This is a genomic window from Embleya sp. NPDC001921 (assembly GCF_053594475.1).
In genome coordinates, this window is sequence record NZ_JBSFEO010000043.1 from 1 (window position 1) to 15360 (window position 15360).

Below are 15360 nucleotides of genomic sequence, written 5' to 3' on the forward strand. Positions count from 1 at the left end.
CCATTGGACGCACCGTCCTGGTTGACCGCACTGCCCCGCACCACCGCGAGCACCCGATGCCCGTTGCGCCGCGCGTCCGACAACCTTTCGAGCAGGACGAGGCCGACGCCCTCGGCCCAGCCCGTACCGTCGGCGGCACCGGCGAACGCCTTGCAGCGCCCGTCCACGGACAGGCCGCGCTGCCGGGAGAACTCGACGAACATGCCCGGCGTGGCCATCACGGCGACCCCGCCGGCGAGCGCCAGGTCGCTCTCGCCGGTACGCAGCGACTGGGCGGCCAGGTGCATCGCCACCAGCGACGACGAGCACGCGGTGTCCACCGTGACCGCCGGACCCTCGAAGCCGAACGAGTAGGAGATCCGACCGGACGCGACACTGCCCGCGCTCCCGGTGCCGAGGTAGCCCTCCAGACCCTCGGGCGCCTCGGTCAGGCCGCGCCCGTAGTCGTGACCGGCCATGCCGGCGAACACGCCGGTCCGGCTCCCGGTCAACGTGTCCGGGTTGATCCCGGCCCGCTCGAACGCCTCCCACGCGGTCTCCAGGAGCAGCCGCTGCTGCGGGTCCATCGCCAGCGCCTCGCGCGGCGAGATGCCGAAGAAGGCGCTGTCGAACCCGGTCGCGTCGGGCAGGAAGGCACCCGCACGGGTGTACGAGGTGCCCACCCGGTCCGGATCCGGGTCGTACAGGCCCTCGACGTCCCATCCCCGGTCGGTGGGGAACTCGCCGACGGCGTCCGTACCGGCCTCCACGAGCCGCCACAGGTCGGCGGGGGAACTCACCCCGCCGGGGAGGCGGCAGGCCATCCCGACGATCACGATCGCGTCGTCGGCGTCCGCGCGAGCCGCGGTGGTGGCGGCCATGGTCGTGTCGGTGTCGGTGTCGTTGTCGGTGTCGCCGACGTCGCCGAAGATCCCAGCGCGCAGGAATTCGGCGAGCGCGTTGGGCGTGGGGTAGTCGAAGACCAGCGTCGCGGGCAACCGCAGACCGGTCTCGGCGGCCAGCCGATTGCGCAGTTCCACCGCCGTCAGCGAGTCGAACCCCTGGTCCCGGAACGGCTTCCCGGGATCGACGGCGGCGGCGCCGCGGTGGCCCTGGACCACCGCCGCCTGGGTACGCACCGCCTCGACCAGGAAGCGCAGTTGGTCGGCCGAGCCCAGCCCGGTCAACCGGGTCGCGAAGGTGTCGCCGTCCGTGCCGGAGAGAGCGAGCGCGGGCGCGGCGGGATCCGAGCCCTTCGCGCCGAGCAGTTCGGTGACCAGCGGCGCACGCCGATCCCGGAACAACACGTCCCAGTCGATGTCGCACACCGTCAGATGGGACTCGTCCGCGTCGAGCACTTGGCCCAGCACCCGGATCGCCGCTTCCGGGTCGAGCATCCGCAACCCCTGTCGGGCCAACCGCGCTTCGACCTCGGGCGCGGCGATCCCGCCACCGGCCCAGTGGCCCCACGAGATCGCCGTCGCGGGCAGTCCGGCGGCCCGGCGCCGTGCGGCCAGTGCGTCGAGGTGGGCGTTGCCGGGCGCGTAGTTGCCCTGGCCGGGCACGCCGCAGATGCCCGCGAGCGAGGAGAACACCACGAACGCGGACAGGTCCAGGTCGCGGGTGAGTTCGTCCAGGTGACGGGCCCCGTCGACCTTGACCCGCAACACGCGGTCGAGTTGATCGAGGGTCAGGTCGGCGATCACCGCGTCGTCGAGCACCGCCGCCGCGTGCACGACGGCGGTGAGCGGGAATTGTTCGGGGACGCCGGCGAGTACGTCCGCCAGCGCGGTCCGGTCGCCGACGTCGCAGGCCGCGAAGGACACCCGGGCGCCGAACGCCTCCAGGTCCGCCGCGAGGGCCGGTGCCTGCGCGGACTCGGCCCCCGACCTGCTCACCAGCAGCACGTGTTCGGCCCCGCGCGCCGCGACCCAGCGGGCCACGTGCCCGCCCAGCGCCCCGGTGCCGCCGGTGACCAGCACGGTCCCGGACGGCTGCCAGGACCCGGCCGAGGAGCCGGCCGCGTGCGGCGCCCGGACCAACCTGCGGGCCCACGTCGCCGCGCCGCGGATCGCGATCTCGCTCTCACCCGCCGCGCCGGACAACACGGCGCTCAGCCTTGTGGCCGCCGCGTCCGCCGGCAGCTCGACCGGTATGTCGATCAAACCGCCCCACAGATCCGGGAGTTCGGCCGCGGCGATGCCACCGAAGCCCCACACCTGCGCCTGTTCGGGCTCCCGGACCGGGTCGTCCGCGTCGACCGAGACCGCGCCGCCGGTGACCGCCCACACCGGAGCGTGCACGCCCGCGTCGCCCAGGCCCTGGACCAGCGCAAGCGTCGCCGCCGCGCCCCACGGCACCGCCGGGAACGCGGTGACCGACCCTTCGGCCAGGGCGAGCAGCGACACGATCCCGGTCACCGGCTCCCCGGCGGCGCCGGCGACCTCCGCGAGCAGCGCGCGCAGCGCGGCGCGGTCCGCCCGTTCCCGACCCACCACGACGGGCTCCACCCGGGCCCCGGAGGAGGCCAGGGCGGTATCGAACCACCGGGCCACCGGGCCGGATGCCGAGTGCTCCGGAAGTACCAGCAGCCAGGTGCCGGTGAGCCGGTCGGCGCCCGCCGCGGCCGCCACCGGGCGCCAGACGACGCGATGCCGCCAGGCATCCGTCGCGGCGTCGGATCGGCGCCGGTCCCACCACGAGGACAGGGCCGGCAACACCGCGCCGAGCGGCTCGGCCAGTTCGCCGTCCACGTCGCCCAGCGCGGCGGACAGGCCCGCGCGGTCGCCGCCCTCGACGAGGTCCCAGAAGGCCGAGTCGACCGCCGCCGCGGCGGGCGGCGTGTACTCGCCGGTGTCCAGCCAGAACCTCTCGCGCTGGAAGGCGTAGGTCGGCAGGGACACCCGCTCGATCGCCCCCGCCTCGAACGCGACATCCCACGCGACCGGCACCCCGCGCACGAACGCCTCGGCCAGCGAGGTGTGCAGCCGGACCAGGTCGCCCTGCCCGCGGCGCAGCGTGCCGACCACGACGGTGTCGGCCGCGCCGATCTCCTCCAGGCTGTCCTGGATCGCGGCGGTCAGCACGGGATGCGGGCTCACCTCGACGAACACGCCGTGATCCGCGTCCGCGAGCGCGCGCACCGCCTCCGCGAAGCGCACGGTCTCGCGCAGGTTGGTCGCCCAGTACGCGCCGTCCAGTTCGGCGGTGTCGATCCAGGCACCGGTCACCGTCGACCACAGCGGAACCGTGCCCGAGGTCGGCGCGATCCCGGCCAGGTCGGCGACGATGCGCGCGCGGATCTCCTCCACCTGCGCGGAGTGCGACGCGTAGTCCACCGGAATCACCCGCGCCCGACCACCCTCGGCCGTCACCGCCTCAACCAACTCCGCCAGCGCGTCCGGCTCCCCCGAGACCACCACCTGACCCGGACCATTGACGGCCGCGACCGAGATCCGCCCGTCCCACGCAGCGATCCGCACGCGGACATCCGACTCGGCCAACGCCACCGAAGCCATCCCACCGCGCCCCGACAACGCCACGATCGCCCGACTCCGCAACGCGACCACCGTGGCCCCGTCCTGAAGCGACAACCCGCCGGCCACCACGGCCGCCGCGATCTCCCCCTGCGAGTGGCCGACGACCGCGTCCGGGACGACCCCATACACGCGCCACACCTCGGCCAGCGACACCAACACCGCCCACAACACCGGCTGGACCACATCCACCCGATCCAACGACGGCGCACCCTCGACACCGGTCAACACCTCGACCGGCGACCAGTCCACGAACGGCTCCAACGCCTTCGCGCACTCGTCGAACCGTGCCGCGAACACCGGCGACTGGGCGTACAGGTCGGCGGCCATCCCGGCCCACTGCGAACCCTGGCCGGGAAAGACGAACACGGTCCTCCCGGCCGCGTCCGCCGTGCCGGTGACCACGCCCGGCGCCGATTCGCCACGTGCCAACGCGCCCAGCCCGCTGGTCAAAGCGGCCCGATCCGCGCCCACCACGACCGCCCGCTCGCCGAAGACCGAGCGCGAGGAGGCGAGCGAGAAGCCCACCTCGGCGGCGTCGGGCCCGGGGGCCGCGTCGAGTCGGTCGCCCAGTCGAGCGGCCTGGGCTCGAAGTGCCCGCGGCGACTTGGCGGAGAGCACCCAGGGGATCGACGGTGCGGGCGGCGGCGGCGCAGCGGGCTGCGACTCGCGGTCCTCGTCCGGGAGTTCCAGGATCACGTGCGCGTTGGTGCCGCTCACCCCGAACGCGGACACCGCCGCCCGGCGCGGCGCCTCGGTCTGCGGCCACGGCCGGGCCTCGGTCAGGAGCCGTACCCCGCCCGAGGACCAGTCCACATGCGTGGTGGGTTCGTCCACGTGCAGCGTTTTGGGCAGTACGCCGTGCCGCAGCGCCTGGACCATCTTGATCACGCCGGCCACGCCCGCCGCGGCCTGCGCGTGGCCGATGTTGGACTTCAACGAACCCAGCCACAGCGGCCGTTCCGGCGCCCGGTCCCGGCCGTACGTGCCCAGCAGCGCCTGCGCCTCGATCGGGTCGCCGAGCCGGGTGCCGGTGCCGTGTGCCTCGACCACGTCCACCTCGGCCGGGGTCAGACCCGCGTTGGCCAGCGCCCGGCGGATCACCCGCTGTTGCGAGGGGCCGTTGGGCGCGGTGAGCTGGCTGCTGGTGCCGTCCTGGTTGACCGCGCTGCCCCGGATCACGGCGAGCACCCGGTGCCCGGCCGCGCGTGCGTCTGAGAGCCGCTCCAGGACCAGCAGGCCGACACCCTCCGCCCAGCCGGTGCCGTCGGCGGCGCCGGCGAACGCCTTGCACCGGCCGTCCGCGGACAGGCCGCGCTGGCGGGCGAACTCGACGAACATCCCGGGCGAGGCCATCACCGTGGCGCCGCCCGCGAGCGCGAGATCGCACTCGCCCGAGCGCAACGACTGCGCCGCCAGATGCAGCGCCACCAACGACGACGAGCACGCGGTGTCCACCGTCACCGCAGGCCCCTCGAACCCGAAGGTGTAGGAGATCCGACCGGACGCCACGCTCGTGGTGCTGCCGGTGAGCACGTAGCCGTCCACCCGGTCGGGGGTGGTCTTGTACAGCCGCGGCGTGTACTCCTGCGCGATCACGCCGGCGAAGACCCCGGTGGACGAGCCGCGGATCGCCGTCGGATCGATCCCGGCGTCCTCCAGGGCCTCCCACGCGGTCTCCAGGAGCAGCCGCTGCTGGGGATCGGCGGCGAGCGCCTCGCGCGGCGAAAGGCCGAAGAAGGCCGCGTCGAACTCGGCCGCGTCGTGCAGGAATCCGCCCTGTCGGGTGTACGTCCTGCCGACCGCGTCCGGGTCCGGGTCGTACAGGCCGTCCAGGTCCCAACCCCGGTCGGTCGGGAAGCCGCCGACCGCGTCCCGGCCCTCGGCCACCAGCCGCCACAGGTCGTCCGCCGAGTGCACGCCGCCCGGCAGCCGGCAGCCGATGCCGACCACGGCGATCGGTTCGTTCCGGGCTTCCTCGTTCTCCCGCAGCCGGCGCCGGGCCTGGTGCAGGTCGGCGGTCACTCGGGTGAGGTAGTCGCGCAGCTTCTCTTCGTTCGCCATGGGGTATCTGCCTTTTCCGTGCGGCGGCTTCGCCGTGGTGGTGGTGCCAGTCGTGGGAGCCCCGCGGGGGCGTGGTGGGCCGGGTCAGGAGATGCCGAGCTCGTTGTCGATGAAGTCGAAGAGCTCGTCGTCGCCGGCCGCGCCGAGTTGTTCGATCAGTGCCGCCGTCGGATCCCCGGGTACCTCGGCGCCGAGCCGGCCCAGCAGTGCGTACAGGCGCGCCACCGCCCCGGTCCGGAAGTCCTCGTCCGGGGCTCCGCCGTCGGCCAGCAGTCCGGTCAACGAGACCTGCCAGCGGTCGAGTTCGGCGAGCAGCGAACCGGTGCCCGGGTGCGGGGCGGCGACGAACAGCCGCTCCCGCAGGTGTTCGGCCAGTGCGATCGGGGTCGGATGGTCGAAGATCAGCGTCGACGGCAGATCCAGTCCGGTGCCCGCGTTGATCCGGTTGCGCAGCTCGATCGCGCCGAGCGAGTCGAACTCGGCCTCCAGGAATCCGCGTTCGGGCTTGATCGCGGCCGGCCCGTCGTGATCGAGAATGGCCGCGGCGGTGAGCCGGACGAACAGGAGCAGTTCGCGACGCTGTTCGTCGGTCGGGCGGCCCGCGAGCCGCTCCCGGATCCCGGCGCCGGTCCGGCGGCCCGTACCGGTGCGGGACGAGGCGCCGCGTTGTGCGGGCACCCGACCGGGGCCGGCCGCGCGGGTCAGGCCGGCCAGGAGGGCGGTCGCCGCGTCGGGGCGCAGCGCGCCGGTGTCGATCCGGGCCGCCACGGGTGCCGGCAGCGGTGTGTCCAGCGCGCGGTCGAGCAGGTCCAGGCCGGTTTCGGTGCTCATCGGGGCCAGGCCGCTGCCCGCCATCCGGCGGCGGTCCACCTCGGTCAGGTGCGCGGCCAGACCGCCCGCCTCGGCCCAGTGGCCCCACCCGATCGAGGTCGCGGGCAGGCCGTGGCCGTGTCGGTGGTGGGCGAGCGCGTCCAGGAAGGTGTTGGCGGCGGCGTAGGCGGACTGGCCGGGATTGCCCAGGACGCCGACGGCCGAGGAGTACAGCACGAACGCGGACAGGTCCAGGTCGGCGGTGAGCGTGTGCAGGTGCCACGCGGCGTCCACCTTGGGCCGCAGCACGGCGTGCAGGCGCTCGGGATCGGTGGTGCTGAGCGCGCCGTCTGCGACCACGCCGGCGGTGTGCACGACGGCGGTGAGCGGGTGCGCGGCCGGGATCGCGGCCAGCAGTTCGGCGAGCGCGCCCGGGTCGGCCACGTCGCACGCCGCGATCTCGACCTCGGCACCCAGCGCGCGCAGCTCGGCGCGCAGTGCGTCGGCTCCGGGCGCGGCCGGGCCGGTGCGGCCGACCAGGAGCACGTGTCGGGCGCCGTGTCGGGTGATCAGCCGGCGGGCGGCCAGGGCGCCCAGGGCGCCGGTGCCGCCGGTGATCAGGACCGTGCCGTTCGGGTCGACGCCGGCGGGTGCGGGCGCGATGGTCAGGACCAGCTTGCCGGTGTGTCGGGCCTGGCTCAGGTGCCGCAGCGCGCGTACGCCGTGCCGGATGTCCCACGCGGTGACCGGCAGCGGGGTGAGCGTGCCGGCCGCGAACAGCGGGGCCAGGACGCGCAGCATCCGGCCGATCCGCTCGGGCTCCAGGGTCAGCAGGTCGAACGCGCGGTAGTCGACCCCCGGGTGGTCGGCGGCCACCGCGCCGGGTTCGCGCGGGTCGGTCTTGCCCATCTCGACGAACCGGCCGCCGGGCGCGAGCAGCCGCAGTGAGGCGTCGGTGAACTCACGGGCGAGCGAGTTGAGCACGACGTCGACGCCGCGCCCACCGGTGACGGCGCGGAACCGGCTCTCGAAGTCGAGGGTGCGCGAGGACGCGATGCCCTCGGCGGTCAGGCCCTGGGCGCGCAGCGTGGGCCACTTGGCCGGGCTCGCGGTGCCCAGGACGTCGGCGCCCAGGTGCCGGGCGAGCTGCACGGCCGCGGTGCCGACCCCGCCGGTTGCGGCGTGCACCAGGACGGATTCGCCCGCGCGCAGGCCCGCCAGTTCGACCAGGCCGTGGTACGCGGTCAGGAACGCCACCGGGACGGTCGCGGCCCGCGCGTAGCTCCAGCCGGCCGGGATCGGGGTGAGCAGTCGGTGGTCGACCACGGCGTGCGAGCCCAGGATGCCCGGCAGCAGGCCCATCACCCGGTCGCCGACCGCGAGTCCGCTCACTCCCGGACCGACCTCCAGGACCCGGCCGGCGCCCTCGGCGCCGATCCGGGCGGCGCCGGGGTAGCCGCCCAGCGCGATCAGCACGTCGCGGAAGTTCAGTCCGGCCGCGCGCACCGCGATCCGCACCTGGCCGGCCGCCAACGGCTGGGCGGCCTCGGGCGCGGGCAGCAGCGCGATGTTGTCGATGCTGCCGGGTTCGGTGACGTCCAGTCGCCAGGGTGTGTCCAGGGCGGGCGGCTCCAGCGCGTCGTCGGGGCGTATCGGGGCCAGTCGCGGGGCCAGGATCGCGCCGCCGCGCAGCGCGAGTTGGGCTTCCCCGCCGGCGAGTGCCGAGGCCAGCGCGGCGGCCGAGTCGGGGTGCGCGTCCAGGTCCAGGATCCGCAGCCGGCCCGGGTGTTCGCCGGCCGCGGCCCGGATCAGGCCCCACAGGCCGGAGGCGCTCAGGTCGCGCACGTCCTCGCCGGCGTGCGTGGCCACCGCCTCGCGGGTGACCAGGACGAGTTCGACGTCGGCGAAGCCCGGGTCGCCCAGCCATTCACGGAGCAGCGTGACCGCCCGTTCGGTGACCGCGTGGGTGGCAACCGCGGTGCCCAGCGCGGGGCTCGGCGGGTCGAAGGCCACCAGTACCCGCGCGGGCGGGCTCGCTCCGGCGGCGAGCGCGGCGCGCAGTCCGGCGAGGTCGCGGTGCACCTCGGGCGGCGCGGGGTGGATGCCCGAGCCGAGCGGGTCCGCGTCGCCGTCCGCGAGCAGCACCCAGGAGCCCTGTTCGGCGGCGACCGTGTCGCCCGGCACCGGCACCCAGTGCACGTGGTACCAGGGGTCCGACGTGGCGGTCGGGCGGGCGGCGAAGCGGTCGGCCGGGATCGCGCGCAGGGTCAGCCGGTCGATCGAGACCACGGGCGTACCGTCGGCGTCGCCGGCGGTCAGCGCGACCGCGTCGGGGCCCAGCGGCGTGATCCGCACCCGCAGTTCGCGGGCGCCGGCGGCGTGCGCCCTGATCCCGGCCCACGCGAACGGCAGACGGGTGGGCGCGTTCGGGTCGGCGCCGGGCAGCAGCGCCACGACGGCGTGCAGCGCGGCGTCCAGCAGCGCGGGGTGCACCGGGTGGCCGAACTCCTCGGCCGGGTCCGGCAGCACGACCTCGGCGAGCAGTTCCTCGCCGTGCTGCCACGCGGCGGTCAGGCCCCGAAAGACCGGGCCGTAGTGGTAGCCCAGGTCGGCGAGCCGCTCGTACAAGTCCTCGACGTCCACGGCGACCGCGCCCGGCGGCGGCCACGCGCCCTCGACCCGGGCGGGCAGGGCGGTCTCGGCTGGGGTCAAGCGTCCGGCGGCGTGCCGGGTCCAGTCCTCGGCGTCGGCGGCGCGCGAGTGCACGGTGACCGCTCGGGTGCCGTCCGTCTCCTCGGCGCCCACCGCGAGTTCGATCCGCACGGTGCCGTCCTCGGGCAGCACCAGCGGTGCGGCCAGCACGAGTTCGCCGATCCCGCCGGCGCCGGCCCGTGCGGCGGCGTGCAGCGCGAGGTCGACGAACGCGGTGCCGGGCAGCAGGACCGTGTCGTGCACCGCGTGGTCCGCGAGCCACGGCCGGATCCGGGTGGAGAGCACGCCGGTCCAGACCAGGCCGGAGCCGTCCGCGCGCTCGAAGCCCGCGCCGAGGAGGGGGTGTTCGCTGGGGTCGAGCCCGGCCGAGGTCACGTCGGCGCCGGCGTGCGGCGCGTCCAGCCAGTACCGGCGGCGCTGGAAGGCGTACGTGGGCAGGTCCACGCGACGCACGGCGCGGCCGGCCCAGACCGGGGCCCAGTCGACACCGAGGCCGGCCACGTGCAGTCGGGCCAGCGCCCGGGTGTAGGTGAGCGCCTCGGGGCGGTCGGCGCGCAGCGCGGCGAGCACGAGCGGCGCGGGGTCGTCCAGGCTCGCGAGGGTGAGCGCGGTGAGCACGGCGTCGGGGCCCAGTTCCAGGTAGGTGGTGGTGCCCAGTTCGGCGAGTCTGCGCACGCCGTCGCGGAAGCGGACCGCCTCGCGGATGTGCCGGACCCAGTAGTGCGGGTCGGCCAGTTCGGCGGCGCTCGCCACCTCGCCGGTCAGGTTGGAGACGATCGGGATGCGTGGTGGAGAGAAGCGCAGCCCTGCCGCGACCTGCCGGAACTCGTCGAGCACGGCGTCCATGTGCGGTGAGTGGAACGCGTGGCTGACCTGGAGCCGCTTGGTCTTGCGACCGCCCGCACGCCACCGCGCGGCCAGGGCGTCGACGATGTCGGCCGTACCCGAGATCACCACGGAGTCGGGGCTGTTGACGGCCGCGACGCCCACGTGCGCCTCGTGGCCGGCCACCAGTTCGGCGATCTCCTCCTCGGTGCCCTGGAGCGCGATCATCGCGCCGGTCGCGGGCAGTTCGCCCATCAGCCGGCCCCGGGCCGCCACCAGCGTCGCGGCGTCGGCCAGGGTGAGCACGCCGGCGATGTGCGCGGCGGTCAGTTCGCCGATCGAGTGGCCGATCAGGTGGTCGGCGCGGATCCCGTGCGATTCGGCGAGTCGATACAGCGCGGTCTCCACCGCGAACAGCGCGGGCTGGGTGTACTCGGTCGCGTGCAGCAGCGCGGCCTCGGGGCTGTCCGGCGCGGCGAACAGCAGGGCGCGCAGGGGGCGTTCCAGGACCGCGTCCAGGTGTTCCAGTGCCTCGTCCAGGGCCCGGGCGAACACCGGTTCGGCCGCGTACAGTTCTCGGCCCATGCCGACCCGCTGGCTGCCCTGTCCGCTGAACAGGACGGCGAGCGAACCGGTCGCTCCGGCCTCGCCCCGGATCAGACCGGCCGCCTCGACGCCGTCGGTCAGCGCGTCCAGGCCGCGCAGCAGGTCGTCCCGGCCGGTCCCGGTGATCACCGCGCGGTGCGCGAAGGTGCCTCGGCCGTCGGCCAGCGCGAAGCCGAGGTCGCCGGGCGCGACGTCCGGGTGGTCGGCGACGTGCGTGCGCAGGCGGGTCGCCTGGGCGCGCAGCGCGTCCTCGCTCGCGGCGGACAACAACCACGGGCCGGCCTGGTCGGTACCGGGCGAGGCCGCGGTCTCCGGGGCCTGCTCCAGGACGACGTGCGCGTTGGTGCCGCTGATCCCGAACGAGGACACCGCCGCGCGGCGCGGGCGGTCGGTCCGCGGCCAGGCGGTCCGCGCCGCGAGCACCTCGACGCCGCCTCGGGACCAGTCCACGTGCGGGGACGGCGCGTCCAGGTGCAGGGTGCGTGGGAGTTCGCCGTGCCGCATCGCCTCGATCAGCGCGATCACGCCGGTCACCCCGGCGGCGGCCTGGGTGTGTCCCAGGTTGGATTTGACCGAACCGAGCAGGAGCGGGCGCTCGGCCGGGCGGTCGGCACCGTAGGTGGCCAGCAGCGCCTCGGCCTCGATCGGGTCGCCGAGCGTGGTGCCGGTCCCGTGCGCCTCGACCGCGTCGATCTCGGCCGGGTCCAGGCCCGCGTCGGCCAGCGCCTGGCGGATCACCCGCTGCTGGGCGGGTCCGTTGGGCGCGGTCAGGCCGTTGGAGGCGCCGTCCTGGTTGACCGCGCTGCCGCGCACCACGGCGAGCACCGGGTGGCCCAGTCGGCGGGCGTCGGACAGCCGCTCCAGCAGCACCAGGGCGACGCCCTCGGCCCACGCGGTGCCGTCGGCGGCGGCGGAGAACGGCTTGCAGCGGCCGTCGGGGGCGAGCCCGTGTTGCCGGCTGAACTCGGTGAACATGCCGGGCGTGGACATCACCGTGACGCCGCCGGCCAGCGCGAGCGTGCATTCGCCGGCGCGCAGCGCGCGGGTCGCCAGGTGCAGCGCGACCAGGGAGGAGGAGCACGCGGTGTCGATGGTCAGCGCGGGGCCCTCCAGGCCCAGGGTGTAGGCCAGCCGGCCGGAGGCGACGCTGCTCAGGCTGCCGGTGAGCAGGTGGCCGCCGTAGCCCTCGGGCGCCTCGTGCAGCCGCGGGCCGTAGTCCTGCGGCATGGCGCCGACGAAGACGCCCGCCCGGGTGCCGCGCAGCGCGGTCGGCGCGATGCCGGCCCGCTCGACCACCTCCCACGCGGTCTCCAGGAGCAGCCGCTGCTGCGGGTCCATCGCGGCCGCCTCGCGCGGGCTGATTCCGAAGAAGCCGGGGTCGAACGCGTCGGCGTCGTGGAGGAATCCGCCCGCGCGCACCGAGGAGGTGCCGGGTCGGGCGAGTTCGGGGTCGTAGAGCGCGTCCAGGTCCCAGCCGCGGTTGGTCGGGAACGGGCCGATCGCGTCCGCCTCGCCCGCGAGCAGGTCCCACAACGCCTCGGGGGTGTCCGCGCCGCCGGGCCAGCGGCCGCCGGTCGCGACGACGACGATCGGGTCGTCCTCGTGCGCGACCGGCGCCGGGGCGGCCCCGGACCGTGCGGCACCGGCGGGCACGGTGCCGGCCGTGCGATCCGCGAGGTGACGGGCGACGGCCCGGGGGGTCGGGTGGTCGAAGGTCAGCGACGCGGACAGCCGGGTCCCGCTCGCGGCGGCCAGCCGGTCGCGGAACTCCAGCGCGCCGACCGAGTCGAAGCCGAGGTCCTTGAAGGTGCGGTCCGGTTCGACCGCGCCGGGTCCGGCGTGTCCGAGCACGACGGCGGCGGTGGCACGGACCAGGATCAGCGGGTCGGGCCCGGCGGGAAGGGCCGGCTCCGGGTGTGCCGCCGGTTCCGGGTGTGCCGCCTGCTCCGGGTGTGCTGCCCGCTCCGGGTGTGCTGCCCGCTCCGGGCGTACGGCGGGCCGCGCGGGCCCGGCCGGCTGCGCGAGCTCGGCCGTTCGCGCGGGTCCGGCCGTTCGCGACGCGGCGTCGGGAGCGGCCGAGTCGGGTTCGGGGATCCAGTGCGGGGTGCGTTGGAAGGCGTACGTGGGCAGTTCGGCGCGGCGGGCCGCGGCCGGCAGCGCCGCGGTCCAGTCCACCGGGGCGCCGTGCACGTACGCCTGGGCCAGCGAGGTCAGCAGCCGGCGCGGCCCGCCGTCGCCCCGGCGCAGCGTGCCCACCGTCAGCGCGTCGGGTCCGGCACTCTCGTCCGCGTCCAGGATCTGGCGAAGTCCCATGGTCAGTACGGGATGCGGACTGGCCTCGACGAAGGTGCGCCGGCCGTCGGCGAGCGCGGCGCGGGCCGCGTCCTGGAAGCGCACCGTGCCGCGCAGGTTGCGGTACCAGTAGTCGGCGTCCAGTTCGGCGGTGTCCAGCGGGCCGCCGGTGACCGTGGAGTAGAACACGATCGGGCTCGACACCGGTCGGATTCCGTCGAGTTCGCGGGCCAGGTCGGCGCGCAGCGGCTCGACGTGCGGCGAGTGCGACGCGTAGTCGACCGGGATCGCCCGTACGTCCACACCGGCCTCGGTGTATTCGGCCGACAGCGCGTCGAGCGCGGCCCGGTCGCCGGAGACCACGGTGGACGCGGGCCCGTTGATCGCCGCGATGCCGAGCCGGTCGGCCCGGTCGCCGATCGCGGCTCGCACCTCGTCGGCCGAACGCGGGATGGAGGCCATGCCGCCGCCGGGCGCCAGGCCGGTCAGCAGTCGGCTGCGCCGCGCCACCAGGCGGGCCGCGTCCGCCAGGGTGAGCGCGCCGGCGATGTGCGCGGCGGCGATCTCCCCCTGCGAGTGACCGATCACCGCGTCGGGTCGGACCCCGAAGGCCTCCCACAGTCGGGCCAGCGAGACCATCACGGCGAACAGCACGGGCTGTACGACGTCCACCCGATCGAGCGAGGCGGCGCCCGGCACGTCCCGCAGCACGTCGTGCGGCGACCAGTCCACGTGCGGCGCGAGCGCGTCCGCGCAGGCGTCCAGGTGTGCGGCGAACACCGGTGACGTGTGCAGCAGTTCGGCGGCCATGCCGACCCACTGCGAACCCTGGCCGGGGAAGACGAACACGGTCGAGGTGTGCGGGCGGGCGGTGCCGGTGACGGCCCCCGCGCTCGGCAGATCCTCGGCCAACGCGGCAGTGGCGTCGGTGAGTTCGGCAAGGTCGGCGCCCAACAGCACGGCCCGCCGCTCGAAGGCGGTGCGGCCCGTCGTGAGGGTCATCGCGACGTCCTGCGGCACGGTGTGCCCGGTCAGCGCCGCGCGCAGCCGGCCGGCCTGGTCGCGCAGCGCCTGGGGGTCGCGGGCGGACAGCGGCCACGGCAGCACCGCGGGCGGGTCGAACACCCGGTTTCCGGGCAGGTCCCGGGCGGGTGTGGCGGGCGGCTCGCCCAGCACCACGTGGCAGTTCGTCCCGCCCATCCCGAACGAGCTGACCCCGGCGAACAGCGGCCGGTCCGGGTGCGGCCAGGGGCCGAGGGCGGTCTGCACCCGCAGGCCGGCCTCGTCCAGGTCGATCGCCGGGTTGGCGGTGGCGTGGTTCAGGCTCGCGGGCAGGGTGCGGTGCCGGATGCCCAGCACGGTCTTGACCAGTCCGACGATCCCGGACGCGCCCTCCAGGTGGCCGATGTTGGTCTTCACCGAGCCGACCGCGACCCGGTCGGCGCCGGTACGGCCCGCGCCGTAGGCCGAGCCCAGCGCGGCGGCCTCGATCGGGTCGCCGACCCGGGTGCCGGTGCCGTGCAGTTCGACGTACTGGATCCGCTCGGGGGCCACGCCCGCGGCGTCGGCCGCCCGGCGCAGCACGTCCGCCTGCGCCCGGGCGTCGGGCACGGTGAGTCCGTCGGTGTCGCCGTCGCTGCCGACCGCGCTGCCGTGGATGAGCGCGTGGATCGGGTCGCCGTCGGCCAGCGCCCGCTCCAGCGGCTTGAGCAGCACCACCGCGCCGCCCTCCCCGCGCACGAAGCCGTTGGCCCGCGCGTCGAAGGTGAACGAGCGGTGGTCGGGCGAGAGTCCGCCGAAGCGTTCCGCGCCCACGGTGCTCTCGGGCGCGAGGTTCAGGTGCACGCCGCCGGCGAACGCGACGCTCGACTCGCCGCGGCGCAGGCTCTCGCAGGCCAGGTGGATCGCGACCAGGGACGAGGACTGCGCGGTGTCGACGGTCAGGCTCGGGCCGTTCAGATCCAGGGCCCAGGACAGCCGGTTGGCGATCAGGCCGCGGGCGACGCCGGTGAAGGTGTGCCTGGTGATCGCGTCGGTGCCGTACCGGTGCACCACGGTGGACCAGTCGGCCGCGATCGCGCCGACGAACACGCCGGCCCGGGTACCGGCCAGGGATCCGGGTGGGAGGCCGGCGTCCTCGGCGGCCTCCCACCCGAGTTCGAGGACCAGCCGCTGGTGCGGGTCCATCGCGTCGGCCTCGTGCGGCGAGATCCCGAAGAACGCCGCGTCGAAGGTGTCGACCCGCTCCAGGTAGCCGCCGGGACGCAGGTCGGCGCCGCGGCGGCGCTCGGCGCCGGCTTCCCCGACCGCGTCGACGCCCTCCCGCAGGAGTCGCCAGAACGCGGCGGGGTCGGCGGCGCCCGGCAGCCGGCACGCCATCCCGATGACGGCGATCGCGCTGCCGTGCCGGTCGCGCTTGCTGGTGGTGTTCTCGCGGCTCATCATCGCGGAGTGGTCGCCCCTCATCCCGAACGGTCCGGTCCCGAACGGCGACGACTGCGCCGAACGGTCTCAAGATTCGTCCGGTGGACCCCAC

General features: G+C 75.4%; 2 protein-coding genes. Both read right to left on the reverse strand.

Features of this window, described 5'->3' with window-relative positions; genetic code table 11:
- Positions 1-5579: type I polyketide synthase (locus ACWCPW_RS38040; RefSeq protein ID WP_449766158.1), on the reverse strand; the 5579-nt coding region annotated here is incomplete at its 3' end.
- Between the two features lie 84 nt (positions 5580-5663).
- The gene (locus ACWCPW_RS38045; RefSeq protein ID WP_449766159.1) at positions 5664-15290 is read right to left on the reverse strand and encodes a type I polyketide synthase; all 9627 of its coding nucleotides are present in this window, start codon (positions 15288-15290) and stop codon (positions 5664-5666) included.
- Positions 15291-15360 lie beyond the last annotated feature (70 nt).

Excerpts from the sequence above, each read along its gene's own strand:
- ACWCPW_RS38045 (WP_449766159.1), bottom strand. The coding sequence starts at position 15,290 with ATGAGGGGCGACCACTCCGCGATGATGAGCCGCGAGAACACCACCAGC.